The 19,222-nt window shown below is 38.5% G+C and carries 17 protein-coding genes; 16 read left to right on the top strand and 1 reads right to left on the bottom strand.

Going from position 1 to position 19,222, the window contains the following annotated elements:
* Positions 1-54 precede the first annotated feature (54 nt).
* The 16 genes from MKY81_RS00850 to MKY81_RS00775 all read left to right on the top strand — a co-directional run bounded on the left by MKY81_RS00850 (position 55) and on the right by MKY81_RS00775 (position 16,381).
* Positions 55-972, top strand: a complete 918-nt coding sequence (locus MKY81_RS00850) for an ABC transporter permease (protein WP_066228242.1) — start codon at positions 55-57, stop codon at positions 970-972.
* A 59-nt stretch (positions 973-1,031) separates the two neighbouring features.
* Positions 1,032-1,910, top strand: a complete 879-nt coding sequence (locus tag MKY81_RS00845; RefSeq protein ID WP_066228239.1) for an ABC transporter permease — start codon at positions 1,032-1,034, stop codon at positions 1,908-1,910.
* 15 nt (positions 1,911-1,925) lie between these two features.
* A complete protein-coding gene (locus tag MKY81_RS00840) occupies positions 1,926-2,918 on the top strand; it encodes an ABC transporter ATP-binding protein (protein WP_341116227.1) in 993 nt (330 codons plus the stop codon).
* Positions 2,915-3,937, top strand: a complete 1,023-nt coding sequence (locus tag MKY81_RS00835) for an ABC transporter ATP-binding protein (RefSeq protein ID WP_066228200.1) — start codon at positions 2,915-2,917, stop codon at positions 3,935-3,937. The genes MKY81_RS00840 and MKY81_RS00835 overlap by 4 nt, the downstream gene beginning before the upstream one ends.
* A 39-nt stretch (positions 3,938-3,976) precedes the next feature.
* A complete protein-coding gene (locus MKY81_RS00830) occupies positions 3,977-5,101 on the top strand; it encodes an NAD(P)/FAD-dependent oxidoreductase (RefSeq protein WP_280523954.1) in 1,125 nt (374 codons plus the stop codon).
* 195 nt (positions 5,102-5,296) lie between these two features.
* Positions 5,297-6,376, top strand: coding sequence for an ABC transporter substrate-binding protein (locus tag MKY81_RS00825; protein WP_235598279.1), 1,080 nt, complete (start codon positions 5,297-5,299; stop codon positions 6,374-6,376).
* Between the two features lie 15 nt (positions 6,377-6,391).
* Positions 6,392-7,459, top strand: a complete 1,068-nt coding sequence (locus MKY81_RS00820; protein ID WP_341116225.1) for an ABC transporter ATP-binding protein — start codon at positions 6,392-6,394, stop codon at positions 7,457-7,459.
* A gap of 4 nt (positions 7,460-7,463) precedes the next feature.
* Positions 7,464-8,387, top strand: coding sequence for an ABC transporter permease (locus MKY81_RS00815; protein WP_066228234.1), 924 nt, complete (start codon positions 7,464-7,466; stop codon positions 8,385-8,387).
* Positions 8,384-9,184 (top strand): ABC transporter permease, encoded by an 801-nt coding sequence (locus MKY81_RS00810; protein ID WP_066228193.1) that lies wholly within the window; start codon positions 8,384-8,386, stop codon positions 9,182-9,184. The genes MKY81_RS00815 and MKY81_RS00810 overlap by 4 nt, the downstream gene beginning before the upstream one ends.
* A 15-nt stretch (positions 9,185-9,199) precedes the next feature.
* Complete coding sequence (locus MKY81_RS00805; RefSeq protein WP_066228190.1) at positions 9,200-9,523, top strand: (2Fe-2S)-binding protein; 324 nt, start codon at positions 9,200-9,202, stop codon at positions 9,521-9,523.
* A complete protein-coding gene (locus tag MKY81_RS00800) occupies positions 9,513-10,601 on the top strand; it encodes an NAD(P)/FAD-dependent oxidoreductase (RefSeq protein WP_066228187.1) in 1,089 nt (362 codons plus the stop codon). Before MKY81_RS00805 ends, MKY81_RS00800 begins: the two co-directional genes overlap by 11 nt.
* Positions 10,602-10,637: 36 nt before the next feature.
* Positions 10,638-10,967 carry a (2Fe-2S)-binding protein gene (locus MKY81_RS00795; RefSeq protein ID WP_066228184.1) on the top strand — a complete coding sequence of 110 codons (330 nt, stop codon included), beginning with the start codon at positions 10,638-10,640 and terminating at the stop codon, positions 10,965-10,967.
* A 1-nt stretch (position 10,968) separates the two neighbouring features.
* Positions 10,969-12,042 carry an NAD(P)/FAD-dependent oxidoreductase gene (locus tag MKY81_RS00790; protein WP_066228180.1) on the top strand — a complete coding sequence of 358 codons (1,074 nt, stop codon included), beginning with the start codon at positions 10,969-10,971 and terminating at the stop codon, positions 12,040-12,042.
* Positions 12,043-12,057: 15 nt separating this feature from the next.
* Positions 12,058-14,235: a malate synthase G gene (locus tag MKY81_RS00785; RefSeq protein WP_066228178.1), complete on the top strand. Its 2,178-nt coding sequence runs from the start codon at positions 12,058-12,060 to the stop codon at positions 14,233-14,235.
* Between the two features lie 71 nt (positions 14,236-14,306).
* Complete coding sequence (locus MKY81_RS00780) at positions 14,307-15,077, top strand: fumarylacetoacetate hydrolase family protein (protein ID WP_066228175.1); 771 nt, start codon at positions 14,307-14,309, stop codon at positions 15,075-15,077.
* 122 nt (positions 15,078-15,199) lie between these two features.
* A complete protein-coding gene (locus tag MKY81_RS00775; RefSeq protein ID WP_108070974.1) occupies positions 15,200-16,381 on the top strand; it encodes a DHH family phosphoesterase in 1,182 nt (393 codons plus the stop codon).
* A 122-nt stretch (positions 16,382-16,503) separates the two neighbouring features.
* Here the strand turns inward: MKY81_RS00775 and MKY81_RS00770 are convergent, their stop codons facing one another.
* Positions 16,504-19,014: an NEW3 domain-containing protein gene (locus tag MKY81_RS00770; protein WP_107921350.1), complete on the bottom strand. Its 2,511-nt coding sequence runs from the start codon at positions 19,012-19,014 to the stop codon at positions 16,504-16,506.
* Between the last annotated feature and the right edge of the window lie 208 nt (positions 19,015-19,222).

Raw genomic sequence — 19,222 nt, 5'->3', positions numbered from 1 at the left:
ATGAGCGGGGCTGGGAAAGTAAAACTAGTCCCGTTTATGAAAGGAGATCTTGAATTGAAGAAGTATCTGGTGAAGAGATTACTACAAATTATCCCGGTTTTATTTATTATTACTTTTGTTGTTTTCGTATTAGTTTATCTAGCTGGTGACCCTGTTGCTTTAATGTTACCGGAAGATGCTTCTGAAGCGGACCGAGAAGCATTAAGAGCAGCACTTGGACTTAATGAACCATTTTTATATCAATATTTTCATTTTATTGGTGATTTATTTCGGGGGAATTTCGGAACATCCTTCCGCTATCATCAAGAAGCTTTGCCATTAGTATTAGAAAGGCTTCCCGCTACTTTTGAGCTAGCAGCTGCTTCTATGTTGATTGCTATAATTATAGCCATTCCAATGGGGATTTTTTCAGCACAAAAGAGAAATAGCTTTGTTGATTTATTTATTACAGGTGGCTCCGTTTTGGGAAAAGCAATGCCAAGTTTTTGGCTTGGAATTATGCTTATTCTCATGCTAGCGGTGAACTATCAAATATTCCCGGTATCAGGTAGGGGAACATGGGCACATTTAATTTTGCCGGCTATCACCTTAGGAACTGGTGTAGCGGCCGAAATGACGAGGCTAGTTCGTTCAAGTATGTTAGACATTTTAAACCAGGATTATATTCGGACGGCAAAGAGTAAAGGTGTAAGTGATACACTTGTTGTTTATAAACATGCCTTTCGAAATTCACTGATTCCGGTTGTAACGATTACTTCTTTACAAGTAACTCATTTAGTAAGTGGTGCATTAATTACCGAGACCGTTTTTTCTTGGCCGGGATTAGGACAATTATTAGTTCAAGCCGTAAATGGACGGGATATGGCGGTTGTACAAGCGGCTGTTTTTGTTATTGCTATTCTAGTTATTTTGATCAACCTCATTACGGACCTCATTTATCGTTTGCTTGATCCGAGAATTAATTATTCATAGGGGGTGAGAAAGTGGAAGTAAATGTAAATCGGGATGCAGTCGTTGATGTAAATAAACCGATCACAAAAACAAAACATAACCGTCTTTTCCGTTTAATAAAATTATTACTCCGAAGTAAGACGGGCACAACGGGGTTCTTCATTGTCTTTGCTGTTGTCTTTATTGCTATTTTTGCGAATATTTTAGCTCCTCATAACCCTGCTGCAAATAATTTAGGAGACATGCTGAAGCCGCCTGCATGGTTGGACGGAGGCTCTACGACTTATCTACTTGGAACAGACAATTTAGGTAGAGACATTTTAAGTAGAATCATATACGGGACTCGAGTGTCATTGTTAGTGGGAATTTTTTCAGTTATTTTAGCCGGTATCATCGGCATCTTAGTCGGGATTTTTGCAGGATATTACGGTGGAGTAATCGATAATATCTTAATGAGAATCGTGGATTCCTTCCTTGCGATTCCAAGTATTCTATTTATTTTAGTAGTTCTAGCTGTATTTGAACCAAGCATTATGGTACTTATTGTCGTCATCGGATTTACCAACTGGGTTACATATGCAAGGGTTGTAAGGGGGGAGGTACTAAGTATTAAGGAGCGGGAGTTTGTAAGGGCCTCAAGGTCTATTGGGACAAAAAATGCGACGATTATGTTAAAGCATATCTTTCCTAATATTATCTCCTCTTTTATTGTTATATCAACTTTAAGTGTTGCTACAACAATCATTTTGGAAGCATCTTTAAGTTTTCTTGGGTTAGGGATACAGCCCCCAACTGTTTCATGGGGAGGAATGTTGACGGATGGCAGGAATTATTTAGCTACGAACTGGTGGTTAGCCACTTTCCCCGGGATTGCCATAACGATTACGGTTCTTGGAATTATCTTTTTAGGTGATTGGCTTCGTGATGTATTAGATCCACGAACACAAGGAAGAAAATAGGAAGGGGGTAACAACATGGCCAAAACTCAGACACTATTAGAAGTGAAGGATTTGCAAACACATTTCTTTACAGAAAGTGGGACGGTTGCTTCCGTAAATGGTGTGTCTTTTTCAGTTGAAAAAGGAGAAACGGTCGGTATTGTCGGTGAATCAGGTTGTGGAAAAAGTGTAACGTCACTATCACTTCTGCAATTAGTTAGTGAACCTGGAAAAATTGTTGGTGGGGAAATACTGTTTGATGGAGAAAATTTATTGAAGTACTCCAAGCGGAAAATGCAGCAAATAAGAGGAAATAAAATTTCAATGATTTTTCAAGAGCCATTAACCTCCTTAAATCCAGTGTTTACTGTCGGAAGTCAAATTTCGGAAGCGATTAGACTCCATCAAAATGTAGATAAGTCAGAAGCGAAAAAGAAAGCAATTGAAATGTTAAAAAAGGTAGGAATACCGCGAGCGGAAAAACACTTTTATTCATTTCCTCATCTGCTTAGCGGAGGAATGAGGCAAAGGGTCATGATTGCTATGGCATTATCCTGCAATCCACAATTGTTAATAGCGGACGAACCGACAACTGCCCTCGATGTTACCATCCAAGCGCAAATATTAAAGCTAATGAAAAAACTGAGTGAAGAATATGGAACATCCATTATTATGATTACTCACGATCTAGGTGTAGTTGCCGAAATGGTGGATCGAGTGATTGTCATGTATGCCGGTCAAATTGTTGAGCAAGATAATGTTTTTAATATTTTTAAAAATCCAAAGCATCCTTATACAAAGGGATTACTTAATAGTACACCAAAAATACACCAATTAAAGGATCAATTAGAATCAATTGAAGGAAATGTACCAATACCTTCCGAAATACCTACTGGATGTAAATTCCATCCACGATGTCCTTTCGCAATGGATATCTGTAGAAATCAAGAGCCTCCTTTAGTTCAAACAGGAGATGGAGCTGAAGTGAGATGTTGGCTTCATGGAGATGAAGAGGTGATTAATCTATGACCGTTACCACCAACGATAATTTAAAAAAGGATGATGAAACACTATTAGAAATTGAAGGGTTAAAAAAATATTTTCCTATTTCTTCAGGTTTTTTTGGGAAAACAAAGCAGTATATAAAAGCTGTGGATGGAATAAATTTAATTGTGAAGAAAGGAGAAACACTAGGAATAGTTGGCGAATCAGGATGTGGAAAATCTACAACTGGAAATACCATTTTGCGCTTGATTGAACCTACAGATGGAAAAATCATTTTCGAAGGGTCTGATATTACTAAACTATCAGAACGTGGAATGCAAAGAATTAGAAAGGATATCCAAATGGTTTTCCAAGATCCATTTTCCTCTCTTAATCCTAGAATGAGAGTATTCGACATTATCGCAGAACCACTTCGTACCCATAAAGTAGCAAAAGGGAAGGAATTAGAGCAAGCAGTTTACGAATTAATGGAAACCGTTGGGTTAGACCGATCATTCTCTAGTCGATATCCTCATGAATTTAGTGGCGGCCAAAGGCAAAGAATTGGAATTGCTCGAGCTTTAGCATTAAAACCAAAGTTAATTATTTGTGATGAACCAGTCTCGGCTTTAGATGTTTCTATTCAAGCACAAATATTAAATTTATTAATGGATTTACAAAAGAAATTTAATTTAACTTATATATTTATTGCACATGGAATTCCTGCAGTAAAATACATTAGTGATCGAATCGCTGTCATGTATATGGGGGAAGTCGTCGAGCTTTCATCAAAGGAAGGACTTTTTAAGCATACCCTCCATCCATATACGAGCGGTTTAATCGCTTCTGTACCAATACCTGATCCGACTTTAAGAGATCGTAAGGAACAATACATTTTAGAAGATGATCTACCTGATCAAACGAATTTACCAACCGGCTGCAGTTTCTATCCTAGATGTCCATTTGGTATGGAAAAATGTAAAGTTGAAAAACCAAAATTAAGACAAATTAGGGATGAACATTTTGTAGCTTGTCATCACCCACTACAAAATATTGTATCCTGATTGAACGGTGATGGAATAAAAAATGAGAAGGGCAGTGAAATAATGAAAATAATTGTTATAGGTTCTGGAATTGTTGGAGCTAGTACTGCTTACCATTTGGCTAGAAAAGGAGCAGAAGTAATTATTATTGATAAACAACATGAAGGCCAGGCTACTGCTGCAGGTGCTGGTATTGTGTGTCCATGGATATCTAGGGTCGATGATCAAGATTTTTATACATTGGCTAAAGGTGGAGCTTGCTATTATCCTTCTCTCGTTTCTCAACTAGAGGAAGATGGGGAATGTAATCTTGGTTATGGGTTAGTTGGTGCGTTGGCTGTTAGCAATGATGAGGAGGAATTGAACATAATCGAACAAAAGGTTAGAGCTCGCCAAAAGGAAAATCCCGAAGTAGGTGAAATTAGACGGCTGTCAGCCGAAGAAGCTCGCCAACTATTTCCTCCTTTAAGAGAAGATTTACAAGCTGTTCATGTCACAGGAGCCGCAAGAGTGGATGGTCGATTACTAAGAGATGCTCTTATACGAGGAGCAGAAAAACATGGTGCACATTCCTATACTGGTATCGCCAAGCTCGAGATTAAAAACGAGAAAGTAATTGGTGCCTATGTAAATGATGAATTTATTTCGGCTGACGCTGTGGTAATAACAGCAGGTGCATGGGCTCCAGAGCTACTGTCTCCACTTGGAATTGATATTCCAGTTGAACCACAACGTGGGCAAATTGTCCATTTACAACTTCCGGATCAGGATACCTCAAAATGGCCGGTTATCCTCCCGCAAAGCAGCCATTATCTTGTTTCGTTTGATGATTCAAGGGTTGTCGTTGGTGCAACACGAGAAACTGGTTCCGGATTTGATTATCGTGTAACCGCAGCGGGTTTAAAGGAGGTTCTTCACGAAGCACTCCATGTGGCACCGGGCCTTTCAGAGGGCACTTTGCAGGAAGTACGAATTGGATTTAGACCAGCTGGGCAGGATATATTACCGTACTTAGGACCAATTCCTACTTTAAAAGGAATAGTCATTGCCAACGGACTAGGTGCTTCGGGATTAACAATGGGCCCATATGTTGGATCACTAGCTGCAAATCTAGCAATGGGTGAAGATACGGAAATTGATATTACAGCTTACAATCCCCTTAGAAATCGTTTGAATGTTAACTAAAGAAATCAACTATCTAGAACAACAGAAATAGCATAACTCTTTACTTCAATAGAATATAATATTATAACTTTATAATTTACTAGATTGTTAAAAAATTAGTGACAGAGATTAGAGAAAGGGGTGTGATTCTCGACTGGATATTATCTGATTAAGCTTGTTTTTATCTATCACAAAATTGAACAAGGGGGAACAAAGTTGAAAAAACAATTCTTTGTATTATTCATTTGCCTTTTCCTTATCATCATGTCGGCTTGTGGAAATAAAACAGGAAATCAAGCGAATAAAGGTAACGGCAGTAGTGACAAAACGTTAGTCTTAGCTGCGTATGGTGGGAGTTATGAGAAAAAAATTAAGGAGGCAGTTATTCCAAAGTTTGAAAAGAAGTATGGTGTCAAAGTCAAGTATATAACGGGAAGTTCTGTCGACACATTATCGAAGCTTCAAGCACAAAAGGCGCACCCACAGATTGATGTTGCTTTTTTAGATGATGGTCCACAGGCACAAGCAAAAGCGTTTGGACTATTAGCACCGTTAGATGAAAAAGTGGTTACGAATTTGGAAAATTTATATGATATTGCAAAAGATGAAGATAACATCGGTGTTGGTTTTGGAATTATTTCAACAGGACTTGCTTATAACAAAGAAACATTTCAGAAAAATGGATGGGAGCCATTGAAATCTTGGAATGATTTAGCAGACCCAAAATTTAAAGGGAATCTAGTTCTACCATCGATTGCAAACACTTATGGTGTTCACTTGCTTATCATGGCCGCGAAAGCTAATGGGGGAAGTGAAGAAAATATTGTGCCGGGCTTTGAAGCTTTGAAAAAAATCGCAAAGAATGCAGTCACTTTTGACAAAACAGCAGACGTATCGAACTACTTTTTACAAGGACAAACGGTAGCGAGTGCGTGGGGAAGCAGCCGTGTCTATACATTACAAGATACTGGATTCCCAATAGAATATGTTATCCCTGAGGAAGGTGCGATCGCATTAATGTCTACGATTAGTGTTGTAAAAAATGCACCTAATAATGATTTAGCTCAAAAATTTGTGAATTTCGTATTAAGTGAAGAAGTACAAAAAGATTTTGCCGAAGCATTGTTTGACGGTCCGGTTAATAAAAATGTGAAATTAGAGGGAGATATCACGAAGAAGGTTCCATATGGACAGGCTGAAATTGATAAATTGATTAAAGTAAATTGGAAGCTTGTAAATGAAAAACGTGCAGAATGGACGGAGAGAGCAAATAAAGAAATTGAAATCTCGCATTAATGAAGAGGTGATAGAATGAGTTATTTAAGTTTGCAAAATATTGTCAAAAAATTCAATCAAGTCGAAGTTGTTAAGCGTTTAAGTTTAGATATTCAGCAAGGGGAGCTCATTTCATTTTTAGGTCCATCTGGATGCGGGAAAACAACAACCTTAAATATGATTGCTGGCTTTTTGGATGTTGATGAAGGAAGAGTTATGGTGGACGGGTCTCCCGTTCACTTGCTTCCGCCAAATAAAAGAGAAATGGGCATGGTTTTTCAAAATTATGCTCTGTTTCCCCACATGACAGTTTTCAATAATGTTGCTTACGGATTAGAGCTGCGCAAGGTTCCTAATAATGAAATCAAGACACGAGTGGCAGAGGCACTAGAAATGGTTCGGTTGTCTGGTTATGAGCACCGATACCCAAAGGAATTATCAGGAGGCCAGCAGCAACGTGTTTCATTGGCAAGGGCATTGGTCGTTAAACCAAAAGTGCTCCTCCTAGATGAGCCTTTAAGTAATCTTGATGCAAAGCTGCGCCAAGAAATGAGAGAAGAAATTGTTGCAATACAGAAACAGGTGAAAATTACGACCATTTTTGTTACTCACGACCAGGAAGAGGCACTAGCTATATCTGATCGTATTGCTATAATGAATGGTGGATGTATTGAACAAGTAGATGATCCCGCCACCATTTATAATCAGCCAAAAACAGACTTCGTATCGCAATTTATTGGTGAAGTAAATCAAGTACAAGGGAAAATTCTTGAAACCTTTGAAGACAATTTATGCAAAATCAATTTTTATGGTAATGAGCAGCTTGTGGCCGTTCAAACTTCTGGAAAAAAAGAAATGAACTTCTTTATTCGACCGGAAAAGGTCAAAATATCACAGGAGGAAGGGGGCAAAGGCTTCCAAACACGGGTAGAAAGAAAATTATTTCTCGGTTCCAAAACAAGATACATTTTAAATGTTAAAGAGAAAAAACTCATTGCAGATATATCAAATACGGAGTTAAATCCTAATCATATTGAAGAGGGAAAGAATGTTCATACGTATTGGGAACCAGAGGATTTATTACCTTCAAAAGAGGTGAGTTAACTTGATGCAAGGAGATATCGTAACGAATCAAGAACAATCATTGTTACTTAAGCAAAAAAGGAAGAGAAATGCTAGAAAAAAACTAGATGTTTGGTTGCTACTACTACCGACACTACTTATCTTTATCTTTTTCTTTTTACTTCCATTAGTTTTTCTTTTTGTTACTAGCTTCAAAACTTTTGATGCTAATAGTGGAATTGGAAGTGAATGGACAATTCAAAATTATGTAAAGTTCCTATCTGATTCCTTTTATTTGAGCGTTTTATGGCGGACGGTGAAAATTGCTCTGTTAACGACATTGATCACAATCATCATTTCCTATCCGGTGGCCTACCAAATCTCAAAAGCGAAGGGAAGATTGAAAAACTACTTAACTCTCATTGTATTATCGCCATTATTAATTAGTATGGTGATACGTTCGTATGGTTGGGTGATTATTCTTTCTAATAAAGGGGTTATTAATAATACGCTGATGGATTTAGGTATTATTAATCAACCACTTACCTTACTTTATACAGAATTCAGCGTTATTTTAGGCATGATTCATGTTTTGTTTCCTTACATGGTATTAACGATCATGGGCTCTCTTGAAAGAATCGACCCGTCTGTCATTCGGGCATCGCAAAATCTTGGAGCAAGTTCTTTAAGAACCTTCTTTTCCGTAATGTTACCGCTAACATTACCAGGAATCTTTGCCGGTTCGGTAATGGTATTTAGCTTAAGTGTAAGCTCGTTTGTTACACCAGCAATTCTTGGAGGACCACAAGTAAAAGTGATGTCCTACTTAACTTATGAGCAAACAGCTGTAATGTTGAACTGGCCATACGGTTCAGCGATTGGTTTCCTTCTTATCTTTTTAGCGATTATCACGATTGTCATCTATAGTCGAATACTAGCTTATTCTGAAAAAGGAGTCGCCATCCAATGAGAAAAAGACTTCCAAAACTTACATTAAACACATTCTGTATAATCGTATATATTTTTTTACTGGCGCCGATTGTGGTAGTTTTACTTTCATCTTTAACGAAAACGGAATACATTACATTTCCCCCAAAGGGATTGACATTACGATGGTACACTGAATTAATCAATCATCCTGAATTTATGCAATCGTTAATTCTTAGTATCGTTGTTGCTCTTGGAACAGCCATAATTTCGACAATTATCGGCACATTTGCATCACTTGCTGTTGTAAGAAACCAATTCAAAGGAAAAGAAGCAATTGTACAGTTGATTGGCTCACCACTGTTAATTCCTTCAGTCGTATTTGGAGTCGCGCTTCTTCAATTTTATTCATGGATTGGACTTGCAGCGAGTCCGCTTGCCTTGATTATTGGACATATCATTTTAACTGTTCCGTTTGTGCTACGTCTAGTCGTTGCTAGTTTAGTTGACTTTGATCGTTCCATTGAACGGGCGGCTATGAATCTAGGAGCGAGTTCATGGAAAGTATTTTTTCACATTACCTTACCGATTATTAAATCAGGAGTTATTGCGGGCTGTATCTTTGCTTTTATTACCTCGTTTGATGATCTGACTGTTGCCTTGTTTATTGTCAGTACTGATGTTGTAACGTTGCCCGTTAGAATCTATACGTATATGCAGTACCAATACGATCCTATCATTACGTCAATTTCAAGCATCATGATTTTATTTACTATTATTTTAATGATTGTAATCGAAAGAGTACTAGGTGTTGGAAAGGTATTTGCATCCAAAAACTAACAAGTAGGTGTTATCATGCATATCAACAACCATCCAATATTGGGAGAGCGTTTACACGATCCCGTTACGATTTATTTCAATGGAAAACCACTTCGCGCCTATCAACAACAAACAATAGCCGCAGCATTAATAGCGAATGATGTCAAAAAGTTCGGGGAAAGCAGAAAACTGATGCAAGCTAGAGGCTTATTCTGTTCTCGTGGTCGTTGCTGCAGCTGCTATATGACGGTGAATGGGGAGGACCATGTTAGAACATGTATGAAAATGGTTGAGGATGGGATGGAGGTATTTCCGAATATCGGAGATCCGGATGTGAGGGGGAATAATCATGGAAACTGATGTACTTATCATCGGTGCGGGTCCTGCTGGACTATTGGCAGCCTATGAGACCGTATCGAGAGGGCTGGATGTTGTGATCATTGACGAATCTAGTTATCTTGGCGGCCAGCTTCCACAGCAAACTCAAATGTTGTCAATGCTGCCATCTCAATACCCGCCAATGAGAGGCTTTGAATTAGCCGAATTATTAATCAATCAATTACATGAATTTCCCGTGAAAATTTTATTAAATCATTCATTTATCGGATTGTATCAAGACGGAAGTATTGGTGTGTCCGATGGGGAAAATGTTTTTCCAATATCAGCAAAAAAAGTGATTGTGACAACAGGCGCAGCTGAACGGGCCGTTCCATTTTTGAAATGGACGTTGCCAGGCGTTATGACGATTGGTGCTGCGCAAACTTTAGTCAATCGGGATTTTGTCGTTCCGGGGAAAAAAGCGGTTATTTTCGGCTCAAGTGATTTTGCGCTTGATGTAGCGATTCAACTTAAACAAGTTGGCGTAGAAATTGAAGGAATCATTGAAAAATCAACTAAATTAACAGCCCGGGATACGGATAAAATAAATCTAATCAAACAAGCAAGCATCCCCATTTATCTTAATTCTTTTATTAAGGAAGTAGGGGGAAATGGTCAGGTGGAAGAGGTTTATGTACAACAGGATCAGGAAGTAAAAACGTTCCATGTTGATCTTGTTTGTGTAGACGGAGGGAGAAAACCGATTACAGAGGTATTTTACCAATTGGATTGTTCGTTTAGTTATCAAGAAAAACTCGGGGGGTGGGTCCCTCAATATAATGAGCGTTTCCAGTCCAGTCAAGAAAAGGTTTACCTAGGTGGGAATGCTGCAGGGGTATCCTTTCATGGTTCCATCTTATTAACAGGAATGATCGCTGGTATCAGTGTGTGTGAGGATCTTGGCGTATTGAAGGTCGACGAAGCGAATAGCTTAAGAGATTCATTATTTAAAGAGATAAAAATAATAGAGTCCAAACAAGATGAACATTTGTGGTTAGAAAGAATGACACACATCGAAAATTTCCTCCATCCTAAACTGAAGAATCAATTTATTTCTTAGAGAAAACAAATCTGGAGTGGGTGAAAGGAGAATTATATGGATAAAGAAACGATTATTTGCCGCTGCGAGGAATTAAGCGTGGAGGAAATTGAAGAGGTGATTCGTTTAGGGGCGGAATCTTTTGATGATATTAAACGAATCACACGATGTGGGATGGGGCCATGTCAAGCAAAGATGTGTGCAGATATAGTGTCACAAATGATCCGCGAACAAACAGGAAAAAATTATGAGGAGATCCCGCTACCACGAACAAGAATGCCCGTATCTCCAATTTCAATAGAAACATTATCCACAAATAGTCAACATTTTTCTGCAGTGAAATCTGTTCTAGATGAGGTTGAACTCGAAGATGGGAAGGTGAGATAAAATGAATACGTCCTATGAAACGATTATCATTGGAGGAGGAGTCATTGGAAATAGTATTGCCTACCATCTTTCTGAACGATATAAAGAGGGTGTCCTCGTAATCGACAAAAAATATCCCCTTTCCGGTACTTCGGGGTCCACTCAAGCTTGGGTTTGGGTACATAATAAAACGCCATCGTCCTATGCTGAATTTAGTATGTATAGTGCTGAACTATATCCCTATTTATCAAAAAAAATAGGTGATGTGGAATATAAAAGAACGGGTGGACTCTCCCCGTTTTTTAATGAAAAAGATCGAGATAAGGCCAAACGATTGGCGGAATCGTATCGTGAAATTGGTATTAAAATAAAGGTTTTATCACGGGAAGAAGTGATTGAAAAGGAACCTTCCATTAATCCAAATGTTGCTGGGGCTACGTTTAGCAAAATCGATGGAAATGTGAATCCCTTCAGACTTGTCGATATGTATATGAGAGCGGCTAAGAAAAATGGTATCGAGTATTCTTATTATAATGAAGTAATCGATATTCAAAAGAAAAACGATCAATTTATCGTTTTTACCAAAAAGGGCGAGTACACTTGTAAAAACGTCATCTTAGCTGGGGGCACATGGTCACGGGAATTGGGAAAAATGCTAGGCGTCCATATTCCAGTAAACCAAGTAAGAGGGCAAATTCTTGTAACCGAACCTCTAAAGCCATTTATCAATTATACGATCAGTGGAATGAGACAAGCGAATAATGGGGAAGTGTTAATTGGTTATTCCATGGAAGAGGCCGGTTTTAATCGTTCCACTACATTAGACGTTATGCAGGAAACGGCAAATATGGCTATGTATTATATTCCTGATCTTGGCAAGGCAAAGGTTGTCCGAGCTTTTTCAGGTATTCGTGCTGTCCCGGAAGATGGGCTGCCGATTATTGGGAAAGTTCCCTCTGTCGAAAATCTTTATGTCGCTACCATGCATAGTGGGATCACGCTTTCTCCTTTAGTAGGGACATTAATGACAGAATTATTAGTCGACGGAGATACATCCTTATCGATTGCCCCATATTCGATAGAAAGGTTTAAATAAGGAGGAAAAGAGACGATGAAGGATTTTGTAAAAGTAGGTAATTTACAAGTGGCACAAGTACTCTATGAATTTATTAATGCAGAAGCGCTTCCTGGAAGTAAGGTGGATCAGGAGCAGTTTTGGTCCGGTTTAGAAACCCTTATAAAAGATTTGACTCCAAAAAACAGGGAATTATTGGCCCAACGCGATGATTTACAAAACAAAATCAATTCATGGCACCGTGAAAATAAAGAGTTTGATTTTAATAAATATCAATCATTCTTGCAAGAAATTGGTTACTTAGAGCCAGAGGTTGATGATTTTAATATAACGACGGAAAATGTCGATGATGAAGTAGCGATTCAAGCAGGACCACAGCTTGTCGTACCAGTTGATAATGCACGCTATGCACTGAATGCCGCAAATGCACGATGGGGAAGTCTCTACGATGCATTGTACGGGACGGATGCGATCAGTGAGGAAGCGGGAGCCCAGCAAGGAGGAAGCTATAACCCCATTCGAGGGGAGAAGGTCATTCAATTTGCGAGAGAGTTTCTTGATCAAGCAGTCCCATTAAAAGAAGCTTCCCATCGTAATGCGGTCAAATATTCTATTGTTGAAGGGAAATTATCTGTTTTACTTAGTGATGGACAAACGACTCGTCTCCAAGATGAATCTAAATGTATTGGCTACCAAGGAGCAGCAGGGGAGCCGTCCGCTATTTTATTGAAAAATAATAGTCTTCATCTAGAAATTCAAATCGACCGTACCCATCCAATTGGTCAGACAGATGAAGCGGGGATTAAAGACATCCTTTTGGAAGCAGCATTAACGACGATTATGGATTGTGAAGATTCGGTCGCTGCAGTAGATGCTGAGGACAAGGTGCTTGTATATCGAAATTGGCTTGGATTAATGAAAGGTGATTTACGTGCAACTTTTAAAAAAGGGAGCCAAACAATCACTAGAACGCTTAATCCTGATCGCGTGTATACGGCTGTTACAGGTGAGGAAATTCATTTAAAGGGCCGTTCACTCATGTTTGTTCGAAATGTAGGACATTTAATGACTAGTAACATGATCGTAGACCAGGACGGTAAGGAAGTTCCCGAAGGAATGTTAGATGCCGTGTTTACGAGTTTATTAGCCAAACATTCTCTACTTGGGAATGGAAACTATCAAAACTCTTCAAAGGATTCGGTCTATATCGTAAAGCCAAAAATGCATGGATCACAGGAAGTAGCATTTAGTAATGAAATTTTTGACCGAGTGGAGGACCTACTTGGGCTTAAGCGAAACACGTTAAAAATTGGTGTGATGGATGAGGAACGCCGTACATCAGTAAACTTGAAAGCTTGCATTCGTGAAGTGAAGGATCGAATTGTCTTCATTAATACAGGGTTCTTAGATCGAACTGGGGACGAAATTCATACATCAATGGAAATCGGCCCAATGATTCGTAAAAATAACATGAAATCATCGAAATGGCTGCAGGCGTATGAGAAATCTAATGTAATGGTTGGTTTAGAGAGTGGACTTAAAGGCCGCTCACAAATTGGTAAAGGAATGTGGGCGATGCCAGATTTAATGGCTGACATGTTAAAACAAAAAATCGGCCATGTAGAAGCAGGTGCAAATACGGCTTGGGTCCCATCACCAACGGCCGCTACCTTGCACGTACTTCACTATCATCAAGTGGATGTGACAAAAGTGCAGAAAGAGCTGGAAAAAGAGGACGGGGATTTGCTACGTGATATTCTCACCATACCGGTAGCCGATCAGATTGATTGGAGTCCAGAAGAGATTCAACAGGAATTGGACAACAATGCACAAGGTATTCTTGGATATGTTGTTCGCTGGGTAGAACAAGGAATTGGCTGTTCCAAAGTACCGGATATTAATAATGTTGGATTAATGGAAGATCGAGCAACTCTACGAATTTCGAGTCAACATATCGCGAACTGGCTCCATCACGGAATATGCACAAAGGATCAAGTTCTAGAAACGTTACAGCGAATGGCAAAAGTAGTGGATAAACAGAATGCAGGAGATGCTAAATACCATCCTATGGCGGAAGATTACGCCAACTCTATCGCCTTTCAAGCTGCCTGTGACCTTGTTTTTAAAGGCTATGATCAACCAAATGGATATACCGAACCAATTTTACATCGTCGCCGTTTAGAAGCGAAGGCGAAATTTGCTGTGAAACAATAATAGACAATCGAGGGCATTCTACATATAGGATGCTCTTATTTGAAGACTAGTCGATAGGAGGAGTATGTACATTGAAATTTACTAGATTTCAAGCTGATTCTACCGTTTATACGGGTGTGATGACAGAGGGAGCCGTTAAAGAAATAAAAGGGAATATATTTGGGGATTGGGAATTTACAGGTAAGGAATTCGTAGAAAATGAGGTGAAATTATTGGCCCCCTTAGAGCCCAATCAGATCATTGGAATAGGAGCAAACTATGTTTCAAAAGTGGATGATTTACCTAGTGAACTTCCGGACATTCCTGTATTCTTCTTTAAACCAACATCATCTGTTATCGGAACGGGGGAAAGCATTGTCATTCCAGAAGGAATTGACCAAGTAAAATTTGAATCGGAATTGGCGATTATCATCGGAAAGCAAGCAAAAAATATACATGAAACAGAAGTGCTAGAATACATATTTGGCTATACGGTTGCCAATGATGTAACAGCTCCCCAATATTTTCACCAAGATGGACATTGGACCATCGGCAAATCGTTTGATACATTTACACCTTTAGGGCCGGTTATTGAAACGGAACTCGACCCATTCCAAATTCGCGTTGAAGCAAGACTAAATGATATAGAAAAGCAAAATAGTGCAACCGAATTAATGATTATTCCGATCCGTAAGATGATTTCCTATCTTTCAACCGTCATGACCCTTAAACCAGGTGACGTAATCTTAACAGGAAGCCCTGTCGGTGCAGAATTCGTGGAAGAAGGAGACGTGATTGAATGTGAAATTAAAGAGATTGGTAGACTTCAAAATAGTTTTGTAACGGCAAATATACTTACCTGATTGGGATTTGGACCGAGCCCACTGTTAGTCCTTACTGGAATGTAAGGACTGTTTTTTTTTATTGGATAAATTATTATATAGTAGGGAACGCTAACAACTATCTGTTTTTTAGGAGGAATATGATGTATCATCTTTTTTCACATAACGATTTGGATGGAGTGGGCTGCGGAATTATTGCGAAGCTGGCTTTAGGTAATCAGGTGACGGTCAGTTATAATTCAATTGGAAGACTTAATCATTCGGTGGCATATTTTCTTGAAAATGCTACAGGCAACGAGCGATTGATCATTACTGACTTGTCCGTGAATGAGGATAATGAAAAGAAAATAAATGAGTATGTGGCAGGCGGTGGAGAGGCGTTATTAATTGATCATCATAAATCGGCTTTGCATTTGAATGAGCATTCTTGGGCGGCTGTAACAGTAGAGCAAGAAGACGGAAAACTGACATCCGCAACTTCACTTCTGTATGACTATTTAGTGGAACAAGGGCTGTTAACGAAAACAAAGAGTGCTGATGAATTCGTTGAATTGGTGAGACAGTACGATACGTGGGAATGGGATGCTAATCAGAATTTCATGGCGAAGCAGCTTAATGATTTGTTTTTCATGATTAGTATCGAGGAATTTGAAGAAAAAATCCTTTCCAAACTTGAGGACGATGAGCCTTTCCAATTCGATGAAATCGAAAGCAAGTTGCTTCATGTAGAAGAAAGCAGGGTAACACGATACATAAACAGAAAGAAACGGGAAGTTTATCAAATGACCATTGACGACCATTTAGTCGGGGTTGTCCACGCGGAAAACTATCATTCGGAGTTAGGAAATGAATTATCGAAGGAATTTACACATCTCGACTATATCGCGATGGTCATGGTCGGTGGTAAACGAATCAGCCTTCGAACAATTCATGATAATGTGGATGTATCCGAAATCGCGGCACTATATGACGGAGGTGGTCATCGCAAAGCATCAGGTTGTAATTTAACAGAAAAGGCATTCAAGCAATTCGTTGAACAGACATTTTACTCCGAACCGTTGAAGCGCGATGCATACAACAATCAATATAATCTAAAAGGCTCTCCGGATGGCTCGTTCTATAAAGGTAAAAATGATGAAGCGATATTTGTTTATCAGAAAGGCAAAGGGGACTGGCAGATTAAAGTGAATCAAAAGCCACTTGAAACAGACTTTCCTTCTTTTGAGGCAGCGGAAAAGTATTTAAAGAAAGAATACGCTGCTACCTTGGTTCGTGATGCGGAGTGGATTGATCATTTGATGGGATTTTCACCTTATAAAAAATAAACATAAACCGCAGAAAGTAGTAATTTTCTGCGGTTTAATCTAACAACGGTATTAATTGATGAATCGCGGTCTCAAATTAGAAAAAACAAACTGTGGACAGTGAAACACATCGCATATTACGATTATTTATTGTTACCATAACTAATTAGGTTTGTGAAGATTCGGTATCCTCCTGGAACTTGGTCTTGGATTTGGCGATAGAATACAAGATTGGTATATAGATAGGTTCCTTTTCCATATTTCGCCATGAGGATGCCTCCTGTAAATGGATCTTCGTTTGGATCGGCCATGCTTACAAAGGTTTCAAATTGATTATCCCATTCCATCGGGTAATAGAGACCTCGTTCTTGAATCCAGTTATCCCAGTCACTATCAGTAATTTTATTCGGATAATTGAATAATGGAGAATCTGGCTTTAGCACGGTCACTTTAGCGTTTTCATCTGTTACTCTCCAGCGAATGGATGGGTCGCCAATTTTCAACTTATAAGGTGTTGTTTGTAGCGGGTCCCAACGGTCACCTGGTTTATGATACTGAACGACTAAATGTCCACCATCTTCTACATATTTTAGAAGGCGAGCATTATTTTGCAATAGATCATCACGTGACAGATACGCACGGATACCTGTTACGATAGTATCATATTGATTTAAGTCCCCAGTTGCAAGATCGGCTTCTGATAGTTTCGTAATATCGAATCCTGCGTTTGTTAAATAATCTGCTACTTTATCAAAACCACTATCAATATATCCTACTTTTAAATGGTCCGGTTTTAGTAGTTCAAAAGCTACGCCTTTTAGTTCTGCAGGATATTGATAGTAAAAGGTACCAATGTGATCATATTTTATTTCCTGAATCGTAGAGTCAAAGGATTTTCCGTTTACAGCTGTTACTGCAGATAGATTGAAATCACCTTCTTGGATGTTTTTTGGTGGTGCGAGTTTGAATGTTACTTCTTTTTCTTCTAGCTTTTTATCAAAATTTACCTTTGATGTTTGAGGTGAAACCTTCCATCCAGCAGGGATTTTTAAGCGGACGGATGAGCTTGTTTTTCCTTCCCGGTAGTTTTTGAGCTTAACGATAACGGGAATTTCCTTTTGAACGTTCGCTGTATTTACAACAATATTTTCAGGTGATAATGTTGCGCTTACATCAGGAAGTACCGCTACAGTACCTTCTAATTCTTGAACATGCACCGTTTTTGTTCCTGATGATTCATATTGTATATTGGCTTGGATAGCAGGTTGTTTGTATGCATGATAGTACTCAGCATCTTTTGGAACCTTCACCTCAAATGAAAGATTTAATTTTTTTCCCGGTTTTAAATCCTTGCTTCCGGTCTTACTTTTTACTTTCCAACCTTTTGGTACGTTTAGTGAAACATTTACCTTTTTAAGTTTTTGTTTTCCATTGTTATTTAAGCTCACTTGGACTGTTGTTTTTTGCCCTTTTGTAAGTATGTTTGATTGTGCTTTTGCAGTTACTTCTAAATTTGAAGAGATGATGCTTGCAGTTTGAAGTTGTTCTTCTTTAAGTGAAAACTTATGAAGCAGATCGGCTTTCATTTCTTTATTTAACTTTGCTTTCTTCGTTTTCTTTACTAGATTTCTTACATCTTTCAATGCTTTTTGCGTTTTTATAAAAATACGGTCTCGATTTGGATAGGAATGAATGATTTGGTTAAGTTCTTGTTGGAATTTTGTGAATTGTCTTTTTAAACCTTTTTCTTTTGCAGGAAGGGTTTGTGCCCATTCAAAAAAATTATAAGGAATACCTGCAAAAAGTTCATTGCTGTTTTTGGATTGAACAGCGGAGTACAGTAACTCTAATTTAAATTGCCTTGGTTCTGCTGGAATATCAGAGCCCATTCCTTGGCTTTTATGCATATAACGTGACTGTTCACCAAGCTGTGGATAGGTCATTCCATAAATTGGATCATACATCCCAATTTCTAAAGTCGTTGTGACAGGATCTTTAGAACCTGATGGTAAGTACAGCTTTTTAATTTGCCAAGTAGACAAACCTTCTTTTAATTGATCTGGAAATACAGTGGGATCAGCAGCATCCTTAAATGCGCGTTCACTGAGAATTTCCATTGTTCTGTGGTGCCCATGTTGGGTGTCATCATTACGGAAGGAAGGCATAACGATATCCGGCTGGTAAGTACGTATGAATCTAATTAAACGTTCGTAAGTTAACTTTTCTCCCCATTTGCTTAACGTTTCTTCCGGAGTTTTTGAAAATCCAAAGTCATAAATAGAATCAGAGGTAGTCTCACTTAAATGATAGGCTTTTACACCGGTGATTTTAGCCGCTTCAATCATTTCGCGTGATCGAATAATGCCGAGTGCATTACCTAGCTCATCTCCAATTTCATTTTGTCCACCTTCTCCACGATTGGCGATAAGACTTGATGTTTTCACACCTAATCCTCGTGATAAGTAAGCTAGAAAGTCACTTCGCTCATCATCGGGATGGGCACCCGTATTTAAAAAGGTAACCGTTGTTTCAAGTGGCTTTACGGCATTCCATAAATCTACATCCACTTTTTTTGCTTCTTTTGCGTTCCCGTTTAGAGGAATAATAGTAACCGCCAATAAAATGGATAGCAATGCATATAATAGTTTCTTCACTTGTGTAACCCCTTTCATTTTTTTAGTTAAGGTTTTAAATGTAAGTCACCCCTTTTGTCCTAGGTATTTAGTAGGTTAGTTAATATTCCTAACTAACAGGACCAAAAAACCTTAACTAATAAATAACATATCGATTGAATAATGTAAATACTCTTTATTTTTTAAAAAAGTAATTAAAACCTAACTAACTAATCCGAATAGGTTTGTA

This window comes from Heyndrickxia sp. FSL W8-0423 (genome assembly GCF_038009395.1).
Classification (GTDB): Bacteria; Bacillota; Bacilli; order Bacillales; family Bacillaceae_C; genus Heyndrickxia; species Heyndrickxia sporothermodurans.
The sequence above is the reverse complement of the archived record's forward strand: the minus strand, read 5'-3'. Positions and strand labels throughout refer to the sequence as shown.